Consider the following 25,727-nt stretch of genomic DNA (forward strand, 5'->3'; position numbering starts at 1 on the left):
GGGCGTCGCCCATTTCCACGCAGGATCATCGTTTCAATGACCGCCCCCTTGTTCAAGGGCGTGATCACCGCCCTGATCACACCTCTTCGTGACGGAAAGGTGGACGAAGCCGCCTTCCGGACGCTGCTGGAACGCCAGATCGCGGCCGGGGTTCACGGGGTGGTGCCGATGGGCACCACGGGCGAGAGCGCCTCCCTGCATCTCGACGAGCACAAGCGGGTCGTGGAGCTGTGCGTCGAGGTCGCCGCCGGCCGCCTGCGCGTGATCGCCGGCGCGGGCGCCTCGGCCACCGACAAGTCGATCGACCTGGTCCGCCACGCCAAGACGGTCGGCGCGGACGGCGCGCTGGTGGTGACCCCCTACTACAACCGGCCGTCGCAGGCCGGCATGGCCGCCCATTTCGAGGCCGTCGCCGAGGCCGTCCAGCTGCCGGTTCTGCTCTACAACGTGCCGGGCCGCACCGGGGTCGACCTGGCCGACGAGACCGTGGCCCGGCTGGCCTCGCACCCGAACATCGTCGGCATCAAGGACGCCACCGGCGACCTGGCCCGGGTCAGCTGGATGCGGGCCCACATCATCGACCAGCAGTTCGACCTGATCTCGGGTGACGATTCCAGCTACCTCGGCCATCACGCCCACGGCGGGGTCGGGGTGATCTCGGTGACCTCCAACGTCGCCCCCGAGGCCATGGTGGCGCTGCACGAGGCCGCCGCACGCGGCGACTACGCCGCGGCCCGGGAGTGGCAGGACCGGCTGATCGGCCTGCACAGGGCCCTGTTCCTCGACAACTCCCCGTCGCCGGCCAAATACGCCCTGGCCCGGCTGGGCCTGTGCACCGAGGAGGTCCGCCTGCCGCTGGCCCCGACCGCCGACGCCGTGAAGCCGGCGATCGACCGGGCCATGGCGGAAGCGGGAGTCTAGAAAAAACGGTGTGTCAGAGTCGGCAGAGTCGGCGCCCGGTCCGCGAAAATTCGGTGTGTCAGAGTCGGCAGAGTCGGCAAATCCGACTCGCCGCGCGTCGCCGAAGCTGGAAGGTGTTCTGTCTCTGGAAGTCGGTCGGGCCATGGGCGCAGCATAAACCGGGCCTGCGTCAGAATCGGACGTAGGCCGGAGGCGACGGCTTCGCGAGCGCCGATGGAGCGTGTAGGAGGGCCGGAATGGCCGCCGAGAAACCCAGGACCAAGGTCATCGCCGAGAACCGCCGGGCGAAATTCGACTATTTCCTCGAGGACCATACCGAGGCCGGGATCCAGCTGCTGGGCACCGAGATCAAGGCGCTGCGCGACGGCCGGGCCAATATCGCCGAATCCTATGCGGCGGTGGAGGGGCGCGAGATCGTGCTGATCAACGCCGACATCCCGCCCTACAAACAGGCCAACCGCTTCAACCACGAGCCGCGCCGGCCGCGGAAGCTGCTGCTGCACCGCAAGCAGATCGACCGGTTGATCGGCGCCGTCCAGCGCGACGGCCAGACCATCATCCCGATCCGGCTCTATCTGAACGAGGCGGGCAAGGCCAAGCTGGAGATCGCCCTGGCCAAGGGCAAGAAGCTGCACGACAAGCGCGAGGCCACGGCCCAGCGCGACTGGCAGCGCGACAAGGCGCGGCTGATGAAGGAGCGGGGGTAGGCCTTTCGAGAGCGGCGCGTTGACTAACCGGAGCGTTTCACCCCCTCTTGCCATCCAGGTATGGGTCTGAAGGGTCTCCATGTTCTCGCAACAGCCTAACCGACCATGGGCCTCAGGCATGCTCGGCTTGGCCATTCTGACTGTCTCCGCTGAACCGACCATCTCCAGACAGGAGCCGCAGACCGCTGTAAGCCCTGATGAAGCCGCCAGGGGTGAAGCCATGGTCGTGCTTCCCGACGGCCGGAGGCTTCATCTGAAATGCAGTGGGACAGGCGAGCCAACGGTCATCCTGGACGCGGGGCTAGGGCTGGATTCCTCGGTGTGGACGCGAGTTCAGCCGGAGCTCGCCGAAATAACCCGGACCTGCGCCTATGATCGGGCCGGCTATGGCCAAAGCGATCCAGGACCGCTGCCTCGCGATTCTGCGCACCGCGCGAGTGATCTGTTGGGAATGCTCGAGGCCACCGTGGAGAATGGACCCTTTGTGCTTGTGGCCCATTCGGCGGCAGAGCTCACAGCGCGCATCGTCACTGAACGGCGACCGGACCTCATAGCCGGGTTGATCCTTGTCGACCCGGGCGCCGACCTGGAGAGGTTGAAAACCATCGGACCGGTCTGGGCAGCCGCATACGCCGCGGGACAGTCCGCCGCGCTCAAGTGTATTCGGGCCACGGCGGCTGGCGAAATGAGGCCGGGCAACCCCATCTACGTCGAATGCGGCTCTCCGCCCACGGACGGTCCTCTGGCAAGCCGCGAGATGGCCGCCGCCGTTCTGTCGGAGAATGAGCCGGATTCGGCAGGGATCGATGAAAGACAGAGAGCCCAAGGCTCGCTGGGCGACGTATCCCTCATTGTCTTGACGGCGGAGAACAAGTTCGGGGCCAATGAAGGTGCCGCACCGGCCGAAACCCAGCCCTTGCGGCGAGCTTGGTCAGAGGCTGGTGCGATGATCGCAGCGTCATCGAGTCGAGGTGAACAGCGCATGGTTCCAGAAGCCTCGCATGTGATCCAGTTCGAGCAGCCGCAGGCCGTGATCGATGCAGTCAGGGACGTGGTGGAGAGGGCTCGCTCCGGGACGGAGAGCGGAGAGTCGACCTCTTGAAACGGATTGGCGCGATCTTTCTGACGGGTATGGCGGCGGCCTGTTCATCGCAGGCACCCGCGCCGTCGGGCGCAGGCCTCTGCTGGCGAATGTTCGAAGTCGCTGAACAACAGCCCCGGTTCGAGATCATCGCCCGCGATGTTCCCAACCTCGAAAGCTGTGCGGCCCAACTGGAGGGTGCGCGAATGATGGAGGGACGCCCGACATCGGGAGCCTACAACGGGCACTTCATCTTCGCGACCGAGGAACAGATAACCTCGGCCGCAGCGATAGATGGCACCCGAATTCGGGTCTTTGAGGCCGAGGACCGGCGGGAAGTACAGGAGGGGATTCGGGCGCTCATCGAGCGCCAATCGTCGGTCGAACGCCCGTCCCGCGAGTTGACCTCGACGCAATAAGACTCCCGTCGCCGCCCACGTCCACTTGAAAACCTCTTCGGACATCGCCGTCTTCGGCAGGCCCGTGTTGGCGGGCAAGGCCAAGCTGGAGATCGCCCTGGCCAAGGGCAAGAAGCTGCACGACAAGCGCGAGGCCACGGCCCAGCGCGACTGGCAGCGCGACAAGGCGCGGCTGATGAAGGAGCGGGGTTAGGCGACCGGCTGGGCGTCGAGGATGCCCGGCGTCGACGCCGCGGCCTGCTCCGCGCCCCAGGGCCCGAGCGACGGCGGGGTCCATTGCTGGACGACCATGGCCAGAATCGCGATCAGGGCGGCGATCAGCAGCGCCCACACCGCCGCCCGCCGTTCCTCGCGGGTGAACGCCTCCCGCTGTGCGCTATGCATGACAACCTCCCAGGTCCCGCCCGATCAACGCGGGGTCGGCGACGCCGTTCCTGGGAAACAGTCTACACCCGCGGACCCATGATTCGTGTGGCGCGGGAAACACGGTCGCCTCCCGGGCGACCGATGTTCGATCACGCTTCGATGATCGCCCGCGCCCGCCGGAAGACCTCCTCGAACATCGCCGCCGTCAGCCGGCCGGTGTTCGTGTTCAGCCGCGAGCAGTGGTAGCTGTTGAGCAGCACATAGGGTCCGATCTCGGCCTGGGCCCCGTGGCCCGCCGCCATGGCGCCGGCCGGCCGCCCCAGCGCCTTCAGCACATTGCGGCGCGACACGTCGCCGAGGGTGAGGATGACCCTGAGCCGGGGCAGGGCGGCCAGGCGCGACCGCAGGAACGGCCGGCAGGCCGCCTCCTCGACCGGCAGGGGCTTGTTGCCGGGCGGGGCGCAACGCACCGCATTGGTGATCATGCAGTCGACCAGTTCGAGATCGTCGTCGCCGTTCGGGTCATAGGTCCCGCGCGCGAAACCCGTCTTCAGCAGGGTGTCGTAGAGCAGCCGGCCGGCGTGGTCGCCGGTGAACGGCCGGCCGGTGCGGTTGGCCCCGGTCCGGCCCGGGGCGAGGCCCGCGACCAGCAGCCGCGCCCGCGGGTCGCCGAACGAGGGGGCGGCGCCGTTCCACCAGCCGGGGTTCTGGCGGGCGTTCTCGAGCCGGTATTCGACCAGCCGGGGACAGAGCGGGCAGTCGCGCGGCGCCTCGGGGGGGTAGGGGGGGGTCATGGTCGGGCTCTACCGTTCTGTTCGTCGCCGCGAAAGCCATCCCATTCCGGTCGTCATCCTCGGGCTTGACCCGAGGATCAGACCATCCGGTGCGCGGTGCATAGCTGGTCCACGCTATCAGGGCCGCCACAAACGCACAGCCTGAGGCCCCCTCTGATCCTCGGGTCGAGCCCGAGGATGACGGCGGAGGGTTGGGGTAGGCGAGGGACGAGGCCGTCAGCCCGCCCGCGGCCGGCCGATCTCCGGCAGCAGGTCCTGCAGCTCGACGAAGGCGTCGGCCTGGCGACGCAGCTCGTCGGCGATCTGGGGCGGCTGACTCCTCAGGGTCGAGACCACCGTCACCCGCACCCCCTTGGCCTGCACCGCCTGGACCAGCCGCCGGAAGTCGCCGTCGCCGCTGAACAGCACCATCTGGTCCACGCGCGGCGCCAGCTCCAGCATGTCGACGGCGATCTCGATGTCCATATTGCCCTTGGTGCGCGACTGGCCCTGGGCGTCGGTGAAGCGCTTGACCGGCTTGGTCACCACGCTGAAGCCATTGTAGTCGAGCCAGTCGACCAGCGGCCGGATCGGCGAGAATTCCTCGCCCTCGATCACGGCGGTGTAATAATGGGCGCGAACCAGAACGCCTTTCGCGCGATACATCTCCAGCAGCCTGCTGAAGTCGAGGTCGGCGTTCAGCGCCCTGGCGGCGGAATAGAGATTGGCCCCGTCGATGAACAGGGCGATGCGCTCGGTCGGAAAAGGCGTCATGGAAATCGGTTCCGCAAACATGGACGTGCCGGTCGCCGTCGACATGGACGACGCCCTCGATCCGGACGACGCCGTCATCGTCGCGCTGGGCTGCAATGACAAGGGGGCCTGGCGCGATTGCCGCGAGGCCCTGGAGGCGGCCCTGGCCCGCTTCCGCGCCGAGGGGATCGACGTGCTCAGGCGCTCGTCGTGGTGGCGTTCGGCGGCCTGGCCCGATCCCGACGACCCGCCGTTCCTGAACGGGGTGGTCATCGTCCGCACGGCCCACGATCCGCACGCCCTGATGGCCGCCCTGGGGCGGATCGAGGAGGCCTTCGGCCGGCGGCGCGGCCTGCGCAACGCGCCGCGGACCCTCGACCTCGACCTGATCGCCTACGGCCGGCTGAGCGGCGACCTCGACGGCCTGATCCTGCCGCATCCCCGGGCGGCGGAACGCCGGTTCGTGATGGGGCCTCTGGCGGAGATCGCTCCGGAGTGGGAGCATCCGGGCGGCGGCCGGGCGGTCGATCTGGCCGATGCGGCGCCGGTCGGCAAGGACGCCGCCCCGGCGCGCTGATCGCCTCATTCCCGCCGATGCGGCGTTGCACAATGGCCTCCGACCCTATATTTTGTGCGGTTCTCTCCCGCGCTCGAGGAATTTCATGGCCCGCGTCACTGTCGAAGACTGCATCGAGAAGGTGCCGAACCGTTTTGGTCTGGTCCTGCTGGCCGGGCACCGGGCCCGCTCCATCGCCAACGGCGCGCCGCTGACGGTCGATCGCGACAATGACAAGAACCCCGTCGTGGCCCTGCGCGAACTGGCCGACGCCACCGTCAGCCCGGACGAGCTGCAGGAGAACATCATCGTCACCCTGCAGCGGGTCGACGAACGCAGCGAAGCCGAGGACGAGGCCGAGACCGTCGCCCTGCTGGCCGAGCCGCAGCACATGAACATGGCCGAAGCCGAGCTGATCCGCGCGCTGCAGAGCGACCGCGACGGCGGCCAGGAGGAGCGGTACTGACGGCCGGGCCCGCCAACGGCATCACCATCCTGCCGGCGCGGACCTCGCCGCCCGCGCCGCCTCTGAAAGCTGCCAATCTCAACGATCCCGAGGGCGACCGTCCGGCCGCCGCCCCCGAGCCCGCCCCCGAACCCGCAAGGGCCCGGGTGCTGCGGCAGTTCGAACTGGTCGAGGCGGTCCGCGCCTATGATCCGACCGCCGACGAGGGCCTGCTGAACCGCGCCTACGTCTATGCGATGAAGATGCACGGCTCGCAGCTGCGGGCCTCGGGCGACCCCTATTTCGCCCATCCGATCCAGGTGGCCGGCATCCTGACCGACTACCGGCTCGACACCGCCACCATCGTCACCGCCCTGCTGCATGACGTGGTCGAGGATACTTCGGCCACCCGCGACGACATCGCCGGCATGTTCGGAGAGGAGATCGCCTCCCTCGTCGAGGGGGTCACCAAGCTGTCGCGGCTGGAGCTCCAGGCCGAGCATACGCGCCAGGCCGAGAACCTGCGCAAATTCATCCTCGCCATCTCGAAGGACGTCCGCGTCCTGCTGGTCAAGCTGGCCGACCGGCTGCACAATATGCGCACGCTGCGGCATGTCAGGCCCGAGAAGCGCGAGCGGATCAGCCGCGAGACGCTGGAGGTCTATGCGCCGCTGGGCCGCTCGATCGGCATCCATTCGATCGCCTCCGAACTGGAGGAGCTGGCCTTCGAGCACCTGAACCCGACCGCCCGCACCGCCATCGAACGGCGGCTGGAGGCGCTGAAGCTGGAGCATGGCCGGGCCATCGACGGAGTCTCCCGCGAGGTCGAGCGGGTGCTCGAGGAGGCAGGGGTCCACGCCCGGGTCTTCGGCCGGCAGAAGACGCCCTATTCGATCTGGCGCAAGCTGCAGCGCAAGTCGGTGGGCTTCTCGTCCCTGTCGGACATCTACGGCTTTCGCGTCATCGTCGAGGCCGAGGACGACTGCTACCGCGCCCTGGGCGTGATCCACCGCGCCTGGCCGATGGTGCCCGAGCGGTTCAAGGACTTCATCTCGACGCCCAAGTCGAACAACTACCGCTCGCTGCACACCACCGTGGTCGGGCCCTCGGGCCTGCGCATCGAGATGCAGATCCGCACCGACGCCATGGACCGGGTGGCCGAGGACGGGGTGGCGGCGCACTGGGCCTACAAGAACCACGCCTACGGCTTCGATCGCGAGGCCATGGCCGCCCAGGGCGGGCGCGACCCGCTGCAGAACCTGCGCCACCTCGTCCAGGTCATCGAACACGGCGAGGGCGGCGAGGACTGGGTCGAACACGCCAAGCTCGAGATGTATCTCGACCAGGTGTTCGTGTTCACGCCCAAGGGCGCCCTGATCACCCTGCCGCGCGGCGGCATGCCGCTGGACTTCGCCTATGCGGTGCATACGGAGGTCGGCGACACGGCGGTCGGGGCCAAGATCAACGGCGAGCTGAAGCCGATGCGGACCCAGCTGCAGAACGGCGACGTGGTCGAGATCATCCGCGGCTCCAGGCGCGAGATTCCGGTCGACTGGCGCTCGCTGACCGTGACCGGCCGGGCCCGCTCGGCGATCCGCCGCCATATCCGCACCTCGGAGCGCGGCGAATTCCAGAAGCTGGGCCGGGCCACCCTGGACCAGACCCTGACCCGGGCCGGCAAGGCCGGGGCCGCGGTCACCCTGCGGCCGGTCCTCGAACAGCTGGGCTTCGCCAATGACGACGATCTCTACGAGGCCGTCGGCCGCGGACAGGTATCGGCGGCCCGGGTCGCGGAAATCCTGTTCCCGGGCCTCAAGGGCCGCCTCAAGGCCGGGCCGGACCGCAGGCGGATCGGCGACGAGCAGGCGCGGCTGTTCGTGCGCGGCGGCGGCCTGACCCCGGGGGTCAGCGTGCATTTCGGCCACTGCTGCTCGCCGGTGCCCGGAGACCGGATCGTCGGCATCCTCGGGCCCGAGGCCGGGCTGACGGTGCACACCATCGACTGCCAGCGGCTCGAGGACTACGCCGACGACGATTCGGTCTGGCGAGACCTGCAGTGGACGCCGCAGGCCGAGCAGGGGGCGGTGGCCGCGGCCCGCATCCGCGCCACCATCAAGAACGCGCCGGGGGTGCTGGGCCAGGTGGCGACGATCATCGGCGAGGCCGGCGGCAACATCCTCAACCTGGTGATGAGCCACCGCCAGCAGGACTTCTTCGACGTCGACATCGACCTGGAGGTCGAGGACGCCAAACACGCCACGTCCATCATGGCGGCCCTGCGCACCAACCCCTCCGTCGACACCGTCGAGCGGGCGCGGGGGTGATCGCCGGCGGCCGGCGGCGGCGCCGAGCCCATGGGCGCCGAATGAGGCCGGGACGTCTTCTTTCGCGCCTGCGGCTGCGCTAGACAGCCCGTCATGACCTCCGAAGACGTGCTCGAAGAATTCCGCGACGCCGGGGCCCTGCGCGAAGGCCATTTCGTGCTCTCGTCCGGCCTGCACAGCCCAGTCTTCCTGCAGAAGAATCTGGTGTTCATGGACGCGGCCCGCTGCGCCCGGCTGTGCCGGGCGCTGGCCGAACGGATCACCGCCGCCGTCGGGCCCGTCGAGGCGGTCGTCTCGCCGGCCGTGGGCGGCATCATTCCGGGTTACGAGACCGCCCGCTGGCTGGGCGTCCCGTCGATGTACGTCGAGCGCGAGGGCGGCGAGTTCAGGCTGCGCCGCGGCTTTCATCTCGAACCGGGCCGCCGCGTGGTCATGATCGAGGACATCGTCACCACCGGCCTGAGCTCGCGCGAATGCATCGCGGCGATCCGGGCGGCCGGCGGAGACGTGGTCGCCGCCGCCTGCATCGTCGACCGGTCGGGCGGACGCGCCGACGTCGGCGTGCCGCTGGTGGCGCTGGCGACCCTGGACGTCCCCGCATACCCCGCCGACGCCCTGCCGCCGGACCTGGCCGCCCTGCCGGTCGAGGATCCGGGCAGCCGGCGGCTGGCGGGCAGGGGATAGGCCGGTGACCGCGCATGTCCGGCTGGGGATCAACATTGACCATGTGGCGACCGTGCGGAACGCCCGCGGCGGCGGCCATCCCGATCCGGTCCGCGCCGCCCGCGAGGCGCTCGCCGCCGGCGCCGACGGCATCACCGCCCACCTGCGCGAGGACCGGCGCCACATCACCGACGCCGACATCGAGGCGCTCAGCGAACTGTGCGCCGTCGCCGGCCGGCCGCTGAACCTCGAAATGGCCGTGACGGACGAGATGCTGGCCATCGCCCTGCGCCACCGTCCCCACGCCGCCTGCCTGGTGCCCGAGCGCCGCGAGGAGGTGACCACCGAGGGCGGTCTGGCGGTCGCCGGTCATGAGGCGCGCATCGTCCCGGCGGTCCGGGCCCTGGCCGAGGCTGGCGTGCGGGTCTCCCTGTTCATCGAACCGGCCCTGGAGCAGGTCGCGGCCGCCCACGCCGCCGGCGCCCAGGTGGTCGAACTCCACACCGGCCGCTACTGTCATCTGTCCGGGGCCGACCGGGCCGTCGAATTCGCCCGCCTGCAGGCCGCCGCCGCCCACGCCGCCGATCTCGGCCTCGAGGTCCATGCCGGGCACGGGCTCGACTATGAAACGGCGGCCGACATGGTGGCCATCCCCGAGGTCCGCGAGCTCAACATCGGCCATTTCCTGGTCGGCGAGGCGGTGTTCGTCGGCCTGACCCACGCCATCCACCGGATGCGCGCCGCCATGGACGCGGCCTCGTGATCGTCGGCGTCGGCGCCGACCTGTGCGACATCCGCCGCATCCAGGCCTCGATCGACCGCTTCGGCGAGCGCTTCAAGCAGCGCTGCTTCACGGATCTCGAGCGGGCCCGGTCGGACCGCAAGCCGGACCCGGCGGGCAGCTACGCCAAGCGGTTCGCGGCCAAGGAGGCCTGCGCCAAGGCCCTGGGCACCGGCATGCGGCGGGATGTCTACTGGCGGGACATGGGGGTGGCCAACCTGCCCACGGGCCAGCCGACCCTGCGCCTGACGGGCCACGCCGCCGACCACCTGGCGCGGCTGACGCCGGATGGTCACGAAGCGCGGATACATCTGACCCTCAGCGACGAACACCCCTATGCACTCGCCTTCGTGGTGATCGAAGCCTTGCCGATGGCTTAATCACGTTATACCGGTTCTGCCGCTGAAAGACCGCGGGCAGCGGCTGGGGGACAGGGTCACATGAGCGACGAGAACAAGCCGCACGACGCCGCGCACGGCCATGACGAGGCCGGAGCCCCTCCCGTCGAGGCTCACGACCATGACGACGGCCACGGCCAAGCTGAACACGCGCCGGCCGGGCCCGGTCACGACGAGGCCGCGCCCCCTCCCGCCGAGACTCACGGCCACGACGACGGCCACGGTCCCGCCGAGGGGGACGGGGCCCAGGCCGAACCGGCCGCCTCGCCCCCCCCCGCCGAGGCGCACGGCGATGACGATCATGGCCACGAGGAGGCCGCGCCCGACGCCCATCCGGCCGCGGACGCCCACGCCCCCGATCCTGCCGGTCACGAACACGAGGCTCCCGCCCAGCCGGCGCCCGACGCCCCCGCCGTGACGCCGACCGAGGCGACCGCCGCCGCCGCCTCCAGGCCGCCGGTGTGGAGCGACGCCGGCGACGCGCCCTTCGAGGACGTCGACGCCACCCCCGTCTATGCGCGCGGCAAGAAGGGCCGCAAGAAGGTGAAGTCGGGCGGCAGCGAGACCTTCGAGATCGCCAAGACCATCTTCTTCGCCCTGCTCATCGCCCTCGTGCTGCGGGTGCTGCTGTTCCAGCCCTTCACGATTCCGTCGGCCTCGATGGAGCCCAACCTCTATGAGGGCGACTACATCGTCGTCTCCAAGTGGAGCTACGGCTATTCGAAGCACGCCATCCCGTTCAGCCCGCCGGTGTTCGAGGGCCGCCTGTTCGCCCGGGAGCCGAGGCGCGGCGACATCGTCGTCTTCAAGCTGCCGCGCGACAACCGCACCGACTACGTCAAACGGCTGATCGGCCTGCCCGGCGACCGGATCCAGATGATCGACAACGTGCTGCACATCAACGGCGAGCCGGCCCGCGACGTGGTCGTCAGCGAGCGCGACGCCGCCAATATGTACGGCATGCCCGTCATCAGGGCGCGCGAGACCCTGCCCGACGGCAAGACCTTCATGATCCAGGACTACGGGCCCGGCAACGAGGCCGACGACACCCGGGTGTTCGAGGTGCCGCAAGGCTATTATTTCATGATGGGCGACAACCGCGACAACTCGATCGACAGCCGCTACGACCAGAGCGCCGACGGCGTCGGCCTGGTGCCGGCCGAGAACCTGATCGGCAAGGCCGAGATCATCCTGTTCTCGTGGAAGCCCGGCGCCTCGCTGTGGAATCCGATCAGCTGGTTCTCGAAGGTGCAGCCGAGCCGGTTCTTCACCGTCCTCGACTGATGGGCGACCGGCGCGCCGAGGCGGTCGCGGCGCTGGCGCGCAGGCTCGGCCACGACTTCCGGGACCCGTCCCTGCTCGACCAGGCCCTGACCCACGCCAGCGTCGGCGAGGGGGCCGCGCGCGACGCCCGCGGCCGGCCGTTCCTCGACAACCAGCGGCTCGAGTTCCTCGGCGACCGGGTGCTCGGCCTGCTGGTCGCCGACCGGCTGATGCGCGATCTTCCGGACGCCGACGAGGGCGAGATGTCGTCCCGCCTGCACGCCCTCGTCGACAAGGCCACCTGCGCCCGGGTGGCGGAGGCGCTCGGCGCCGGCGACGCCCTGCGCCTGTCGCCCGGCGAGGCCAGGCAGGGCGGCCGCCGCCGCGAGGGCATGCTCGGCGACGCCATGGAGGCCGTCCTCGCCGCGGTCTGGCTGGACGGCGGCATGGACGCGGCCCGGGCCGTGTTCGAACGGGCCTGGGCCGCCGAGCTGGCCGCCCCGCCGCGCAGGTCGCTGACCAATCCGAAATCGGCCCTGCAGGAATGGGCGCTGGGACAGGGGCGGCCGCTGCCGACCTACCGCGTCCTCGGGCGCGCCGGCTCGGACCACGCCCCGACCTTCACCGTCGAGGCCAGCGTGGCCGGATATCCGCCCTTGACCGCGCAGGGTCGTTCGCGTCAGGACGCGGAGAAGGCGGCCGCCATCGGCCTGCTGCAGCGTGAAGGCGTGATTTGACCGAGCCGGAAAACCCGCGGGCAGGCTTTGCGGCCATCATCGGCGCGCCCAACGCCGGCAAGTCCACCCTGGTCAATCGCCTGACCGGGACCAAGGTCTCGATCGTCACCCAGAAGGTCCAGACCACCCGCTTTCCGGTGCGCGGCATCGCCATGGAGGGCGAGGCCCAGATCGTGCTGGTCGACACGCCCGGCATCTTCACCCCGCGCCGCCGGCTGGACCGGGCCATGGTCGCCTCGGCCTGGGGCGGCGCCGACGACGCCGACGTGGTCGTGCACCTGGTCGACGCCGCCTCGCACATCGCCGCCGCGGGCCGGGAAGGCCAGGCCGCCGACCGCCGCTCGGCCGAGGACACCGAAACCATCATCGCCGCCCTCAAGGCGGCGGGGAAACAGGTCATCCTGGCCCTGAACAAGATCGACGGCATGCGCCGCGACACCCTGCTGGCCCTGTCGCAGCAGATGTTCGACACCGGCGTCTATTCCGAGGTCTATATGATCTCCGCCCTCGGCGGCGACGGCGTCGACGATCTCAAGGCGCGGCTGGCTCGCGCCATGCCGCCGGGGCCGTGGCTCTATCCCGAGGATCAGTCCGCCGACGTGCCGATGCGCGTGCTGGCGGCCGAGATCACCCGCGAGAAGGTCTATCTGCGGGTCCATGAGGAACTGCCCTATTCGGCCGCGGTCGAGACCACGGCCTTCGAGGACCGGCCCGACGGCTCGGCCCGCATCGAGCAGACCATCTATGTCGAGCGCGACAGCCAGCGGCCGATCGTGCTGGGCAAGGGCGGCCAGACCCTGAAATGGATCGGCCAGAAGGCCCGCGAGGAGCTGACCGTGCTGCTGGACCGGCCGGTGCACCTGTTCCTCACCGTCAAGGTCGACCCGAAATGGCAGGACAGCCGCGCGCTCTATGCGCAGTTCGGGCTGGACTACGACGTCTAGCCCGGTGGCCCGCCTTCCCCGACAGAGCGGTGGTCGTCGGCGGCTGGCGATGGCCGTCCTCGCCGCCCTGTTCGTGCTCGCCGCCGGGCTGATCGCCTGGGCCACGGTGCGGCCGCTGCCGGAGGCGCCGGCTCCCGAGCCCCTGCCGCCGCGGCCGCCGCTGGTCGTGGTCGAGGACCTGCCGCAACTGGGCGAACAGCTGGAGCGCTGGGGCGGCTCGGGGGCCTTCACCGGCGGGGTGCTGGTGGCCAGGGGCGACCGGGTCCTGTTCCGCCAGGTCTACGGCTACGCCGACCGCGGCCTCGGCAAGCCGCTGGCGCTCGACTCGCGCTTCCGGCTGGCCTCGGTCAGCAAGCAGTTCACCGCCGCGGCCATCCTGCGCCTCGACGACGAAGGCGTGCTGTCGGTCGACGATCCGGTGTGCCGCTGGGTGGATCCGTGTCCTCCCGCCTGGGGCCCGGTACGGCTGCATCATCTGCTGTCGCACACCTCGGGCATTCCCGACCTGATGGCCCGGCCGGGCTGGGGCCTCCGTCGCGTCACCGCCGCGACTCCGGAGGAATTGACCGAGGATTCCGCCCGCTACGGCCTTCAGTTCCCGCCGGGGACCAGGGTCCGCTACGACAACGCCGGCTACAATCTGCTGGGCCATGTGGTGCAGAAGGCCAGCGGCCTGCCGCTGCGGGACTATCTGCGCGAGGCCTTCTTCGTCCCCCTCGGCATGGCCGACACCGGCTTCGAGGACGACGCCTCCGGCGTGGTCATGGGCTACGCCAACCTCGCCGGCGGGCCGACCCCGCAGCCGAACCACAACGTCAGCATCCTCTTCGGCGCCGGCGCCCTGTATTCGACTCTCGACGACCTGCTGGTCTGGAACCGCGCCCTGCACGGCGGCGGGCTGCTGGGCCCGGACAGCTACCGGCGGATGATCGCCGATCACGCCCCCGCCGACACCCCCGACGAGCGCGGCCGACCGCGTCGCGACTGGGGCTACGGCCTGTTCGCCAACAGCCTGGGCCGGCGGGTCCGCCCCGATTTCCTCGACCGGCAAATCTACCACACCGGCAGCTGGTCCGGGTTCCGCAACCTGGTCGCCCACCAGCCGGACGGGGACGTGACGGTGATCGTGCTGTCCAACAACTACCACCAGCGCGAGGCGGTCTTCCTGTTGTCGCAGCAGGGCATGGCCGAGGCCCTCGGGCGGCCGTTTCCGACCGCCCTGGCGCGCTGAGCGCCGGCCCTGGCCGCGGGCGCGCCGCCGCGAACGGATCGGACAAACGCCCCCGGCCGGGGCTAGACTGGGCCGACCGCAACCGTCGGGGAAACCGCCATGCTCGCACTCGTCGCCGCCCTGGCCCTGTCCGCCGCACCGGCCCCGACGCCGGAGGCCGAGGTCGCCGCCGCCCTCGACGCCCTGCACGCCGCCGCCGCCAGCGCGGACGGCGCGGCCTATTTCGACCTGTTCACCCCGGACGCCCGCTTCATCGGCACTGACGCCGCCGAGCGCTGGACGCTGGCGGAGTTCCGCGCCTATGCCGAGCCCCATTTCGCGCGCGGGCGGGGCTGGACCTACACCCCGGTCGAGCGAACCGTGACCCTCGCGCCGATCTCCTGCCTGTGCGTCGCCTGGTTCGACGAGGTGCTGGAGAACGACCGCTACGGCGTGACCCGCGGCTCCGGCGTGCTGCGCAAGACCCGCGCGGGCTGGAGGATCGAGCAGTATGTGCTCAGCTTCGCCGTCCCCAACGACAAGGCGGCCGCCGTGGTCGAGGCGATCCGCGGGACGGAGTAGGCGGCCCGGAAAGCGGAACGTATGGCCAACTCCCGCCGTCCGGGCTAACGGAGGCGATGGATTTCACCGACGACGCCTTCGTCCTCTCGGCCCGCGCCCACGGCGACACCGGCGTGGTGGTCGAACTGCTGACGGCCGGACATGGCCGCCGCGCCGCCTATGTCGCCGGCGGCGCGTCGCGGCGGATGAAGCCCTTCCTGCAGGCCGGCGCCCGGGTCGTGGCCGACTATCGCGCCCGCACCCCGGACCATCTCGGCTCGGCCCGGCTGGAGCCGGTGGGGGAGGGGCCATCCGCCCTGTTCGACGATGCGCTGGCCCTGACCGGCCTGGCCGCCGCCGCCGCGGTGGCGCAGGGGGCGCTGCCCGAGCGCGAGCCGCACCCCGGGGTCTTCCACGCCTTCGAGGCCCTGATGGCGGCCTTCGCCGTGCCGGAGGTCTGGCCCGCCGTCTTCGTGCGGTTCGAGGCCGGCCTGCTGGAGGAACTCGGCTTCGGCCTCGACCTGTCGCGCTGCGCCGTCACCGGAACCCTGGACGACCTGGTCTGGGTCAGCCCGCGCACCGGCCGCGCCGTCAGTTCGGACGCGGGCGCGCCCTTCGCCGACAAGCTGCTGAAACTGCCGCCCTTCATGCTCGGCGCCCAGGCCGGGCTGAACGCGGGCGACGTCAGGGACGGTCTGGCGCTGACCGGCCATTTCCTCGAGCAGTTCGTCTTCCACCCCCAGAACCGGCCGATCCCGCCGGCGCGGGTGTGGATGATCGACAGGCTGGAGGATGAGCGGTGGGCGGATCAAGCGTAGCCATATTGCTACGGCGGACCCCAAATTCGTGATCGCCGCCCCTCGTCACGAAATTGATGAACATCGTTCACCGCCGCGTCTTGGGCCGGGAATAGCCCGTGAGCCGCGCCATCGCGTCTCGATCCAAATGGGGGCTAAATTGACCGATCACCGTTTCCTGGCCGGAGCGTCACTGCTCGCCATCACCTTGGCGGGCGGCATGATGATGCCGAACGCCGCTGCGGCCCAAGCCGTCGCCGCCGGGCCGGAGGAGCCGTCGAACCTTGACGACATCGTCGTCTTCGGCCGCGGCGAAAGCCGTCAGCAGGCCTCGATCACCGAGGCCGCCATCGCGGCGGAGGTTCCCGGCACCAGCCCGCTGAAGGCCATCGAGCGCCTGCCCGGCGTCAGCTTCCAGTCCGCCGACCCCTTCGGCAACTATGAATGGTCGGCGCGCATCAGCCTGCGCGGCTTCAACCAGAGCCTGCTGGGCTTCACCCTGGACGGCGTGCCGCTGGGCGACATGAGCTACGGCAACCACAACGGCCTGCACATCTCGCGCGCGATCATCTCGGAGAATGTGGCCCGCGTCGACGTGGCCCAGGGCTCGGGCGCCCTGGGCACCGCCTCGAGCGGCAACCTCGGCGGCACCATCCAGTTCGTGAGCCGCCGCCCGGCCGAGACGTTCGGCCTGGACCTGGCCGGCACCTACGGCAGCGAAGAGACGATGCGCGGCTTCGTCCGCCTGGACAGCGGCGCCTTCGGCCCCGCCGACACCCGGCTGTCCCTGTCCTATGTCGATCACCGGAGCGAGAAGTGGAAGGGCGACGGCGAACAGAACCAGCAGCAGCTCAATTTCAGCTTCCTCCAGCCCGTCGGCCGCGGCGAGATCACCGGCTTCGTCAACCGCTCCGAACGGCAGGAGGAAGACTATCAGGACATGTCGCTGGAGCAGATCCGGCGCCTGGGCCGGAACTGGGACAACCTCACCGGCGACTATGCCCTGGCGGTCGGGATCGCCGATGTCTATCAGGCCAACCCCGGCGGCGACTGTTCGCAACACGGCGGCGCGGGGACCAACAGCTATCCCGGCGGGGCGCAGTGCGTCGACGACGCCTATTTCAACGCCTCGGGCCTGCGCGACGACACCCTCGGCGCCCTGACGCTGAACTATCCGATCACGGACATGTTCAGGATTTCGGTGACCGGCTATGGCCACAAGAACGAGGGCCACGGCCTGTGGTGGACCCCCTATGTCCCCACGCCGGCCGGCGCGCCGGACGCGAGCGGAACGGCCATCGCCGATCCCAGCCCGATCTCGATCCGCTCGAGCGAATACGACATCGATCGCCGCGGCGTCATCGCCTCGGCCACGCTGGAGATCGGCGCCCATGTCGTGGAGGGGGGCTTCTGGCTGGAGGACAACGACTTCGTCCTGGCGCGGCGCTTCTACGGCCTGGCGCGGCCGGCCCACAACCGCGATTCGCGGGCGTTCCAGGACAATCCCTTCTTCACCCAGTGGGCCTATGAATACGACACCCAGACCCGCCACCTCTACATCCAGGACACCTGGTCGGTCACCGAAGCCCTGACCGTCAACGCCGGGTTCAAGGCGCTGAAGGTCGAGAACGCCGTCGACACGATCTCCGGCGAATACAAGACCGGCACGATCGAGGCCGACGACAGCTTCCTGCCCCAGGTCGGCTTCGCCTTCGACATCAACCCCGACCATCAGGTCTTCGGCTCCTACACCGAAAACCTGCGGGCCTTCTCATCGTCCAACTTCCAGGGCCCCTTCTCGGCGTCGGCGGCGGGCTTCGCGGCGCTGAGGGACGATCTGGAGCCGGAAACCTCCAGAACCTACGAACTGGGCTGGCGTTTCCGTTTCGACCAGCTCCAGGGTTCGGTCGCGGCCTATGACGTGCTGTTCGAGAACCGTCTGCTCGGCGTCGCCCTCGGCGCCTCGATCCTCGGCCTCGGCAGCGGCATCCAGAACGTCGGCTCGGTCAAGAGCCAGGGCTTCGAGGCCGCCGCGCTCTGGACCTTCACGCCCGCCTGGTCGGCCTTCGCCTCCTACAGCTACAATGACTCGACCTATGAGGACGACGTTCGCGACGGCGCCGGCGCCCTCGTCGCCGCCACGGGCGGCAAGAGCGTGATCAATGTCCCGCAGACCCTGTTCCGGGCGGAACTGGCCTATGACGACGGCTCGCTGTTCGCCACCCTGGCCGCCGCCTATACCGGCGAGCGGTTCTCCAGCTATCTGAACGACGAGAGCGTCGACGGCTACACCGTGGCGGAGCTGACGGCGGGCTATCGTTTCGACGAGGCGTCAGGCTGGATGAACGGCACGGAGATCCAGCTGAACGTCACCAATCTGACCGACGAGGACCATATCTCGACCGTGGGCTCGGGCGGTTTCCAGAACACCGCCGGACGCCAGACCTTCCTGCCCGGCGCCCCGCGTCAGGCCTTCGTCACCCTGCGCCGTCACTTCTAGTCCGCCTGCCCGGGACGGGGCGTCCGGTCGCGGACGCCCCGTTCTGGTGTTTCACCCCCAAGGAGCCTCCGATGACCGGAATTTCCAGACGCGGCCTCGTGGCCGGAACCGCGACGGCCGGCCTGGTCGCGGGCGCGGCCCGGGCGGCCCGGTCCGACCCGCATCCGCTGTCGGAGCGCGCCCTGACCCGCATCGCCTTCGGCTCCTGCGCCCGCAGCGACAAGCCGCAGCCGATCTGGGACGCGGTGCTGGCCGCCCGGCCGGACCTGTTCATCTTCCTCGGCGACAACGTCTATCTGGACACCCGCAACCCGGCGGTGATGCGCCGCAAATACGCCGAGCTGGCGGCCCAGCCCGGTTTCCAGCGGCTGAAGGCGACCGTGCCGATCCTGGCCATCTGGGACGACCACGATTTCGGCGAGGACGACGCCGGCGTCGACTATCCGATGAAGGAGGAGAGCCGCCGCCAGTTCCTCGACTTCTTCGGCGAGCCCGCCGACAGTCCGCGCCGGACCCGCGACGGCATCTACACCGCCCATGTGTTCGGCCCGGCCGGGCGGCGGGTGCAGATCATCCTGCCCGACCTGCGCTGGAACCGCACGCCGCTGGTGCCGCTGGAACTGGGCGGTCAGGACTATGAGGCCTGGATCGAGAAGCGGGCCGAGGCCGGCGAGCCGACCCCCGGCCCCTATATGAGGAACCCCGAGACCACGGCCACCCAGCTGGGCGAGGTGCAGTGGCGCTGGCTGGAGGAACAGCTGTCGGTTCCGGCCGACGTCAGGGTGCTCGGCTCCAGCCTGCAGGTGGTGGCCGATTTCGCCGGCTGGGAGGGGTGGATCAATTTCGCCCACGATCACCAGCGCCTGATCGCCGCCATCCGCGACAACCGGGCCAACGGCCTGATCTGCCTGTCGGGCGACACCCACTACGGCGAAATCTCGCGGCTGGACGTCAATACCCCCTATCCGCTGTGGGACATCACCTCTTCGGGCCTGACCGAGGTCTGGCCGGTGACGCCGCCCAATGCGCTGCGGGTCGGCGAGGTCTACCGGGAGCAGAATTTCGGCCTGCTGACGCTCGGCTGGGGCGACGGGAGTCCGACGGTCCTGGCCGAGATTCGCGACGTCAACGGCGCGGTCCGGCTGCAGCAGGCGATCCGGGTCGGCGATCTGACGGTCTGATCCGTCCACTGCGGGGCGGTCGAAGGGCTGGACTGGCAGATCGATTCGCCCGATTCACACCCCCATGACCGTTCACACCCCGCCGCCCGAGGGCGGACGCATAATCGACGAGCCGATGAGCGAGGCGCTGTCGCGGCGCTATCTCGCCTACGCCCTGTCGACCATCACCAACCGGGCCCTGCCGGACGTGCGCGACGGCTTCAAGCCGGTGCACCGGCGCATCATGTACGCCATGCACCAGATGCGGCTGAACCCGCAGGCGGCGGCGCGCAAATGCGCCAAGGTCGTCGGCGAGGTCATGGGCGGCTATCACCCGCACGGCGACGCCTCGATCTATGACGCCCTGGTGCGGTTGGCGCAGGACTTCTCGCAGCGCTATCCGCTGGTCGACGGCCAGGGCAATTTCGGCAATATCGACGGCGATAACGCCGCGGCCATGCGCTACACCGAGTGCAAGCTGACGCCCGCCGCGGTCCTGCTGATGGAGGGCATCGACCAGGACCCGGTGGACTTCCGGCCCACCTATGACGACCAGGACGAGGAGCCGGTCGTCCTGCCCGCCGGCTTCCCCAATCTGCTGGCCAACGGCTCGTCGGGCATCGCCGTCGGCATGGCCACCTCGATCCCGCCGCACAATGTCGGCGAACTGATCGACGCCTGCGGCCTGCTGCTCGAACGGCCCGAGGCGAGCATGGAGGACCTGGCCCGGATCGTGCCGGGCCCGGACTTCCCGACCGGCGGGGTGGCGGTCGAGGGCCACGCCGCCATCCTCGAGGCCTATGAGACCGGCCGGGGCGGGGTGCGGCTGCGCGCCCGCTGGGAGACCGAGGAGCTCGGCCGCGGCGTCTGGCGCATCGTCGTCACCGAAATGCCCTACCAGGTGCAGAAGTCGAAGCTGATCGCCGACCTCGCCGACCTGATCGAGACCAGGAAGGCCCCGCTGCTGGGCGACGTGCGCGACGAGTCGGCCGAGGACATCCGCCTGGTGCTGGAGCCGAAATCCCGCGCCATCGAGCCCGGGGTGCTGATGGAGAGCCTGTTCAAGCTCTCCGATCTCGAGGTCCGCTTCCCGGTCAATATGAACGTGCTGGACGCCGCGGGCACGCCGCGGGTGATGGGGCTGAAGGCCTGCCTGCAGGCCTTCCTCGATCACCGCCGCGAGGTGCTGGTGCGCCGGGCCGGCTGGCGCATCGACCGGGTCGAGAAGCGGCTCCACCTGCTGGAGGGCTTGAGGATCGTCTTCCTCAACCTTGACGAGGTGATCCGCATCGTCCGCGAGGAGGAACAGCCCAAGGCGGTGCTGATCGCCCGCTTCGGCCTGACCGAGGCCCAGGCCGACTTCATCCTCGACACCCGCCTGCGCCAGCTGGCGCGGATCGAGGAGATGACGATCGAGAACGAATACAAGGCATTGTCGAATGAACTTGAAACTCTGAAATCGCTGTCGTCGTCGCCGGCGAAACAGTGGAGGCAGATCGGCAAGGACCTCGAGGCGGTCCGCAAGGCGCTGGTCTCGCCCCGCCGCACCACCATCTCCGAGGCGGTGGACAGTTCGGCGCTGGCCCCGGCCGAGGCCTTCATCCCGCGCGAGGCGATCACGGTGATCCTGTCCGGGCGGGGCTGGATCCGCGCCGCCAGGGGCAAGGTCGACGACCCGTCGGAACTGAAGTTCAAGGAGGGCGACAGCCTCGCCTTCCTCGTGCCCGCCTTCACCACCGACAAGCTGCTGCTGGCGGCCTCGGACGGCCGCATCTTCACCATCGGCGCCGACAGGCTGGCCTCCGGACGCGGCCACGGCGAGCCCGTGCGGCTGATGATCGGGCTCGACGAGGGGGCCGGGATCGTCAACCTGCTGGCCCATCAGCCGGGCGGCCGGCTGCTGGTGGCGTCCAAGGCCGGCTATGGCTTCATCGCCCCCGAGGACGGGCTGCTGGCCCAGAAGCGCGGCGGCAAACAGGTGCTGAACGGCGAGATGCGCGCCGCCATCCGCGTCGCCGGCGACCATGTCGCCACGATCGGCGACAACCTCAAGGCCCTGATCTTCCCGCTCGCCGACCTGCCCGAGATGGCGCGCGGCAAGGGGGTCAGGCTGCAGTCCTACAGACAGGGCGGCCTGGCCGACGTGACCGTGTTCGACGGCGCCCGCGGCCCCGAATGGGTCGACGGCGGCGGCCGGCGGCGCAACTGGCCCGACTGGAAGGACTGGCTCGGCAAGCGCGCCGGGGCCGGACGGCAGGGGCCGCGGGGGCTGCGCAAATTCAGGTGACGCCGATTTCACTATCGGGTGTCGCGACGGCGCCCGATAATCACGGACGGCCGGCCCTCGGCCGGGACTGGAGACCGCCATGCTGACCACCCTGATCGTCATCGCCGTCATCGTCGCCGTGGTGCTGTTCGTCGTCGTCGGGGCCTACAACCGGCTGGTCGCGCTGGACCAGCGCGCCGACCAGTCGTTCGCCGACATCGACGTCCAGCTGAAACAGCGCCAGGATCTGATCCCCAATCTGGTCGAGACGGTGAAGGGCTACGCCACGCACGAGCGCGGCACGCTCGACGCCGTCACCGCCGCCCGCGCCGCCGCCGCCGGGGCCGCCTCGGTCAATGACAAGGTCCAGGCCGAGAACATGCTGACCGCCTCGCTGGGCCGGCTGTTCGCCGTCGCCGAGGCCTATCCGGACCTCAAGGCCAACACCAATTTCCAGCAGCTCCAGTCCGAGCTGTCGGACATCGAGAACAAGCTCGCCGCCGCCCGCCGCTTCTTCAACAACGCCGTCAGCGAGTTCAACGCCGTGCGCCGCCAGTTTCCGACCGTGCTGTTCGCCGCCATGGTCGGCTTCGGCCGGGACAAGCCCTTCTTCGACCTCGGCGAGGCTGACCGGGCGGCGATGAGCGCCGCGCCGCCGACGGTGAATTTCCGGGCCTGATCCATGCGCGCGGTCGGGCTCCAGACCCACATCTGGGCGAACAACACGCGGTCGATCCTGCTGCTCGCCGGCTTTCCCGTGCTGGTGGTCCTCATCCTCTATGGCGCGCAGCTGATCCTGATGGGCTTCGGCTTCCTGCCCGGAACGGGCCGCGGCCTGGGCGACGACATGGCCCTGGCCGCCTCGTGGCTGGGCTGGACCGTGCCGACGGCCCTGATCATCTCCGCCCTCTGGTTCACCATCGCCTGGTTCGGCAACCAGGCGATGATCGACGCCTTCACCGGCGCCCGCAAGGTCGAGCGGCGCACCGAGCCGGAACTCTACAACCTGCTGGAGAACCTCGCCATCTCGCGCGGGCTGCGCACCCCGACGCTGCGCATGATCGAGACCGACAGCCTCAACGCCTTCGCCACCGGCCTGCACGAGGGCCAGTACAGCGTCACCGTCACCCGCGGCCTGGTCAACGCCCTGACCCGCGACGAGCTCGAGGCGGTGCTGGCCCACGAACTGACCCACGTCATCAACAAGGATGTGCGGACCATGGTGATCGCCTCGATCTTCGCCGGCATCATCAGCGTCATCGCCGAGCTGGTCTTCCGCGGCCTGGTCTATTCGCGCGGCGGCCGGCGCGACAACAAGAACGCCGGGCCGCTGATCCTGATCGGCCTGGCCTTTGCGGTGATCGGCTTCGTGCTCGCCTTCGTCATCCGCATGATGCTGTCGCGCACCCGCGAGTTCGTCGCCGACGCCGGGGCGGTGGAGCTGACCAGGAATCCCGACGCGATGATCTCGGCCCTGCGCAAGATCGAGGGACGCTCCTCGATCAAGGGGCCGGACGAGGTCCAGCAGCTGTTTCTCGACAACCAGCCCGACGGCGTCGGCCTCGAGGGCCTGTTCGCCAGCCATCCGCCGATCCAGAAACGCGTCGACGCCCTGGTGAAATTCGGGGGAGGGCGCGACCCGGGGCCATGGGCGGGCGGGGCCCCCTCGGCCTACGGCGCCTCGGTTCCGGCGGCGGGCTAGGCCAGCCGCTCCCAGCCCAGCCGGGTCAGGCGCTCGAGCGGCCGGAAGTCGGCCTTGTAGTCCATCTTGCGCGAGCCCCGCACCCAGTAGCCCAGATAGACGAACGGCAGCCCGACCGTCGCCGCCTGCCGCACATGGTCGAGGATGGCGAAACGGCCCAGGCTGCGGGCCTCCATCGCCGGGTCGAAGAAGCTGTAGACCATCGACAGCCCGTCCGAGAGCAGGTCGGTCAGGCAGACGCCGACCAGGTCGCCGGGCCCGCCGTCGTCGGAGGGGCGCCGGTATTCGATCAGATGGGTCCGCACCGCCGTGTCCTCGACCATGGCCACATAGTCGAGCCAGCCCATGCTGCTCATGCCGCCGCCCGGATGGCGCCCGTGCAGATAGCGGCGCAGCAGGTCGAACTGCTCCACGGTGGCCTCGGCCTCGACCAGGTCGCGGGTCAGGTCGGCGTTGCGCTTCAGCACCCTGCGCTCGGACCGCGAGAAGCGGAACGCCGCCACCGGCAGCCGCACCGAGACGCAGGCGTCGCAGCCCTCGCAGGCGGGCCGGTAGGCGATGTTCTGGCTGCGCCGGAAGCCGGCCTGGGTCAGTTCGTCGTTGACATGGGCGCCTTCGCTGAACGGCAGGTTGGCGAACACCTTCCGCTCGGTCCGGCCCGGCAGGTAGGGGCAGGGGGCCACCGAGGTCATGTAGAAGCGCAACTGGCGCTGGGGTACGAGCCGGGTCACGGGCGACAGCTCCCCACCCAATTCCGACGACAGTTTGGCGCCCGCTTGTGCATGCGCCGATTTGGCCTCGCGCCGGCCTGCGCCGCAAGGCCCTTCGCCCGACGCCAGAGCGACGGGCCGGCTGTCACAGGCTGGTGTCCGTCGGCAGCACCGGCGCCTCGCGCAACAGGACGATGGCGATGCGGCGGTTGCCGGCCAGGGTGGGATCGTCCGGATAGAGCGGGTCCGACCCGGCCTTGCCCGACACCTGGTAGACCCGGTCGGGGTCGACCCCGGCGGTCTGAAGGATCAGCCGCGAGGCGTTGGCCCGGGCCGAGGACAGGGTCCAGTCGTTGGGGCCGCTGGCCCGGTTCGAACCGGCCGCCGCCGAGGTGTGCCCGGTGACGGATATGCGGTTGGGCAGCTGGTTGATGACGCGCGAGATGGCCCTCAGCAGCAGCTGGGCCCGGGGGTTCGGCCGGGCCGAATTGGTCTCGAACATCGACCGCCCCTCCTGGTCGACGAGCTGGATGCGGAGCCCCTCGGGGGTCTGGTCGATGATCAGCTGTTTGGACAGTTCCGCCAGTTCCGGCATCGACTGCATGGCCTGGCGCAGCGACTCGGCCGCCGACGAGAATTCCGCCGCCTCGCGCCGGGCGATCTCGTCGCGCAGCGCCGCTTCGCTGGCCGCCGCGAGGTTCGGGCTCTGACCGGCCTCGCGCGGCGCGTCCGGCGGCGCCTCGGGGGCCAGCTGGCTGATCAGCGACTGCGAGCCCGAGCCCTTGGCCCCGTCGTCGCCCAGAGAGGTGCCGCCGAGGATGCCGCCCGAGCCGGAGGTCGTCGCCGAGACGCTGGCCGGGGCGAAATATTCGGCGATGCCGCGCTTCTGTTCCGGGTCGGTGGTGTTGATCAGCCACATCAGCAGGAAGAAGGCCATCATCGCGGTCACGAAGTCCGCATAGGCCACCTTCCAGGCGCCGCCATGGTGCGCATGGCCGGCGACCTTCTTGACCTTCTTGATCAGGATCGGCCGATCACTCACCGACATCGCAAGACTCGCACTCCCAACCCGTTGGCGCCACAGTCCCGGTTCGGCGTTAAGAAGTCGTTTGCGATACGCGCTCACCACGTCGGCCGGCGGCGAAATCCGGCCTTGCCGGGGGGGCGGGCCTCGCCTAGTCGTTCCGGGTGACCCCCGACACCCCGGACGAGTTCGATATCGCGGCCTACCGGCAGGCTCTCGGCGGTTTCGCCACCGGCGTCTGCGTCGTCACGGCCCACACCGATGAGGGGCCGTTCGGCATCACGGTCAATTCCTTCACCTCGGTGTCGCTGAGGCCGCCGCTGATCCTCTGGTGCCTCGACCGCACCTCCTGGCGCCATGACGCCTTCGCCCGCGCCGACCGGTTCGCCGTCCATATGCTGCCGGTCGAGGACCGCGACATGTCGGATCGATTCGCCTGGGGCGTCTGCCGGCTGTCGTCGGATGAATTCGACAGCTCCAGCCCCGAGCCGCCCCGGCTCAAGAACGCCCTGACCCGGCTGGACTGCCTCGCCGGCGACCGCATCGTCATGGGCGATCACCTGACCATCGTCGGCGAGGTCCAGCGGTTCGAAACCCGCCCCGGCGACGCCCTGACCTATTACCGCGGCCGCTACGGCGCCGCCATCGAACCGGACAACTGAGGGG

27 protein-coding genes and 1 pseudogene are annotated in these 25,727 nt (G+C 69.9%); 23 read left to right on the top strand and 5 right to left on the bottom strand.

Annotated elements, in window-relative coordinates:
* Positions 1 to 36 precede the first annotated feature (36 nt).
* The 5 genes and pseudogenes from dapA to Q0588_RS05030 all read left to right on the top strand — a co-directional run.
* Complete coding sequence (gene dapA, locus Q0588_RS05010) at positions 37 to 921, top strand: 4-hydroxy-tetrahydrodipicolinate synthase (RefSeq protein ID WP_298744296.1); 885 nt, start codon at positions 37 to 39, stop codon at positions 919 to 921.
* Positions 922 to 1,157: 236 nt separating this feature from the next.
* Entirely contained in the window at positions 1,158 to 1,628 is a 471-nt protein-coding gene (gene smpB / locus Q0588_RS05015; protein WP_298744298.1) for an SsrA-binding protein SmpB, read from the top strand.
* 127 nt (positions 1,629 to 1,755) lie between these two features.
* Positions 1,756 to 2,730 carry an alpha/beta hydrolase gene (locus tag Q0588_RS05020; protein WP_298744300.1) on the top strand — a complete coding sequence of 325 codons (975 nt, stop codon included), beginning with the start codon at positions 1,756 to 1,758 and terminating at the stop codon, positions 2,728 to 2,730.
* Positions 2,727 to 3,128: a hypothetical protein gene (locus Q0588_RS05025; RefSeq protein WP_298744302.1), complete on the top strand. Its 402-nt coding sequence runs from the start codon at positions 2,727 to 2,729 to the stop codon at positions 3,126 to 3,128. Before Q0588_RS05020 ends, Q0588_RS05025 begins: the two co-directional genes overlap by 4 nt.
* A gap of 73 nt (positions 3,129 to 3,201) precedes the next feature.
* A pseudogene (locus Q0588_RS05030) lies at positions 3,202 to 3,321 on the top strand (SsrA-binding protein); the annotation flags it as partial.
* Here the strand turns inward: Q0588_RS05030 and Q0588_RS05035 are convergent.
* The 3 genes from Q0588_RS05035 to Q0588_RS05045 all read right to left on the bottom strand — a co-directional run bounded on the left by Q0588_RS05035 (position 3,318) and on the right by Q0588_RS05045 (position 5,041).
* Positions 3,318 to 3,512 carry a hypothetical protein gene (locus Q0588_RS05035; protein WP_298744304.1) on the bottom strand — a complete coding sequence of 65 codons (195 nt, stop codon included), beginning with the start codon at positions 3,510 to 3,512 and terminating at the stop codon, positions 3,318 to 3,320. The pseudogene Q0588_RS05030 and the gene Q0588_RS05035 overlap by 4 nt on opposite strands.
* A gap of 131 nt (positions 3,513 to 3,643) precedes the next feature.
* The gene (locus Q0588_RS05040; protein ID WP_298744306.1) at positions 3,644 to 4,288 is read right to left on the bottom strand and encodes a uracil-DNA glycosylase; all 645 of its coding nucleotides are present in this window, start codon (positions 4,286 to 4,288) and stop codon (positions 3,644 to 3,646) included.
* Positions 4,289 to 4,504: 216 nt separating this feature from the next.
* Positions 4,505 to 5,041: an NYN domain-containing protein gene (locus tag Q0588_RS05045; protein ID WP_298744309.1), complete on the bottom strand. Its 537-nt coding sequence runs from the start codon at positions 5,039 to 5,041 to the stop codon at positions 4,505 to 4,507.
* Between Q0588_RS05045 and folK the strand changes: the two genes are divergently transcribed.
* The 17 genes from folK (at position 5,040) to Q0588_RS05130 (ending at position 23,327) form a co-directional block, all read left to right on the top strand.
* Positions 5,040 to 5,597 carry a 2-amino-4-hydroxy-6-hydroxymethyldihydropteridine diphosphokinase gene (gene folK, locus Q0588_RS05050; protein WP_298744311.1) on the top strand — a complete coding sequence of 186 codons (558 nt, stop codon included), beginning with the start codon at positions 5,040 to 5,042 and terminating at the stop codon, positions 5,595 to 5,597. The genes Q0588_RS05045 and folK overlap by 2 nt on opposite strands.
* Before the next feature lie 85 nt (positions 5,598 to 5,682).
* The gene (rpoZ, locus tag Q0588_RS05055; protein WP_298744313.1) at positions 5,683 to 6,042 is read left to right on the top strand and encodes a DNA-directed RNA polymerase subunit omega; all 360 of its coding nucleotides are present in this window, start codon (positions 5,683 to 5,685) and stop codon (positions 6,040 to 6,042) included.
* Between the two features lie 146 nt (positions 6,043 to 6,188).
* Entirely contained in the window at positions 6,189 to 8,345 is a 2,157-nt protein-coding gene (locus tag Q0588_RS05060; protein WP_298744315.1) for a bifunctional (p)ppGpp synthetase/guanosine-3',5'-bis(diphosphate) 3'-pyrophosphohydrolase, read from the top strand.
* A 93-nt stretch (positions 8,346 to 8,438) separates the two neighbouring features.
* Positions 8,439 to 9,029 (top strand): orotate phosphoribosyltransferase, encoded by a 591-nt coding sequence (gene pyrE, locus Q0588_RS05065; RefSeq protein WP_298744316.1) that lies wholly within the window; start codon positions 8,439 to 8,441, stop codon positions 9,027 to 9,029.
* Between the two features lie 4 nt (positions 9,030 to 9,033).
* Positions 9,034 to 9,771 carry a pyridoxine 5'-phosphate synthase gene (locus Q0588_RS05070; RefSeq protein ID WP_298744318.1) on the top strand — a complete coding sequence of 246 codons (738 nt, stop codon included), beginning with the start codon at positions 9,034 to 9,036 and terminating at the stop codon, positions 9,769 to 9,771.
* A complete protein-coding gene (acpS, locus tag Q0588_RS05075; protein ID WP_298744320.1) occupies positions 9,768 to 10,169 on the top strand; it encodes a holo-ACP synthase in 402 nt (133 codons plus the stop codon). Before Q0588_RS05070 ends, acpS begins: the two co-directional genes overlap by 4 nt.
* 561 nt (positions 10,170 to 10,730) lie before the next feature.
* Positions 10,731 to 11,471, top strand: coding sequence for a signal peptidase I (lepB, locus tag Q0588_RS05080; RefSeq protein ID WP_298744395.1), 741 nt, complete (start codon positions 10,731 to 10,733; stop codon positions 11,469 to 11,471).
* Positions 11,471 to 12,187: a ribonuclease III gene (gene rnc / locus Q0588_RS05085; protein ID WP_298744322.1), complete on the top strand. Its 717-nt coding sequence runs from the start codon at positions 11,471 to 11,473 to the stop codon at positions 12,185 to 12,187. Before lepB ends, rnc begins: the two co-directional genes overlap by 1 nt.
* The gene (gene era / locus Q0588_RS05090; RefSeq protein WP_298744324.1) at positions 12,184 to 13,131 is read left to right on the top strand and encodes a GTPase Era; all 948 of its coding nucleotides are present in this window, start codon (positions 12,184 to 12,186) and stop codon (positions 13,129 to 13,131) included. Before rnc ends, era begins: the two co-directional genes overlap by 4 nt.
* 49 nt (positions 13,132 to 13,180) lie before the next feature.
* Complete coding sequence (locus tag Q0588_RS05095; protein ID WP_298744326.1) at positions 13,181 to 14,362, top strand: serine hydrolase domain-containing protein; 1,182 nt, start codon at positions 13,181 to 13,183, stop codon at positions 14,360 to 14,362.
* Positions 14,363 to 14,461: 99 nt separating this feature from the next.
* On the top strand, positions 14,462 to 14,923 hold the full coding sequence (locus Q0588_RS05100; protein ID WP_298744327.1) for a nuclear transport factor 2 family protein: 462 nt from the start codon (positions 14,462 to 14,464) through the stop codon (positions 14,921 to 14,923).
* A gap of 56 nt (positions 14,924 to 14,979) precedes the next feature.
* A complete protein-coding gene (recO, locus tag Q0588_RS05105) occupies positions 14,980 to 15,720 on the top strand; it encodes a DNA repair protein RecO (RefSeq protein WP_298744329.1) in 741 nt (246 codons plus the stop codon).
* A 139-nt stretch (positions 15,721 to 15,859) separates the two neighbouring features.
* Positions 15,860 to 18,199: a TonB-dependent receptor gene (locus Q0588_RS05110; RefSeq protein WP_298744331.1), complete on the top strand. Its 2,340-nt coding sequence runs from the start codon at positions 15,860 to 15,862 to the stop codon at positions 18,197 to 18,199.
* Between the two features lie 71 nt (positions 18,200 to 18,270).
* Entirely contained in the window at positions 18,271 to 19,380 is a 1,110-nt protein-coding gene (locus Q0588_RS05115) for an alkaline phosphatase D family protein (protein ID WP_298744335.1), read from the top strand.
* 64 nt (positions 19,381 to 19,444) lie between these two features.
* Entirely contained in the window at positions 19,445 to 21,646 is a 2,202-nt protein-coding gene (gene parC / locus Q0588_RS05120; protein ID WP_298744336.1) for a DNA topoisomerase IV subunit A, read from the top strand.
* A gap of 79 nt (positions 21,647 to 21,725) precedes the next feature.
* Positions 21,726 to 22,304 (top strand): LemA family protein, encoded by a 579-nt coding sequence (locus tag Q0588_RS05125; protein ID WP_298744338.1) that lies wholly within the window; start codon positions 21,726 to 21,728, stop codon positions 22,302 to 22,304.
* A 3-nt stretch (positions 22,305 to 22,307) separates the two neighbouring features.
* A complete protein-coding gene (locus tag Q0588_RS05130; protein WP_298744340.1) occupies positions 22,308 to 23,327 on the top strand; it encodes a M48 family metallopeptidase in 1,020 nt (339 codons plus the stop codon).
* On the opposite strand, the gene Q0588_RS05135 is transcribed toward Q0588_RS05130, so the two are convergent.
* Together Q0588_RS05135 and Q0588_RS05140 are read right to left on the bottom strand one after the other, a co-directional pair.
* Positions 23,324 to 24,058 carry an arginyltransferase gene (locus Q0588_RS05135; protein ID WP_298744342.1) on the bottom strand — a complete coding sequence of 245 codons (735 nt, stop codon included), beginning with the start codon at positions 24,056 to 24,058 and terminating at the stop codon, positions 23,324 to 23,326. The two genes, Q0588_RS05130 and Q0588_RS05135, sit on opposite strands and share 4 nt — an antisense overlap.
* Positions 24,059 to 24,182: 124 nt before the next feature.
* Positions 24,183 to 25,085: a flagellar motor protein MotB gene (locus tag Q0588_RS05140; RefSeq protein WP_298744344.1), complete on the bottom strand. Its 903-nt coding sequence runs from the start codon at positions 25,083 to 25,085 to the stop codon at positions 24,183 to 24,185.
* A 140-nt stretch (positions 25,086 to 25,225) separates the two neighbouring features.
* Here Q0588_RS05140 and Q0588_RS05145 point away from each other — a divergent pair, with 140 nt between their 5' ends.
* Complete coding sequence (locus Q0588_RS05145) at positions 25,226 to 25,723, top strand: flavin reductase family protein (RefSeq protein ID WP_298744347.1); 498 nt, start codon at positions 25,226 to 25,228, stop codon at positions 25,721 to 25,723.
* Positions 25,724 to 25,727 lie beyond the last annotated feature (4 nt).

It is taken from the genome of uncultured Brevundimonas sp., from assembly GCF_937870815.1.
Taxonomy (GTDB): domain Bacteria; phylum Pseudomonadota; class Alphaproteobacteria; order Caulobacterales; family Caulobacteraceae; genus Brevundimonas.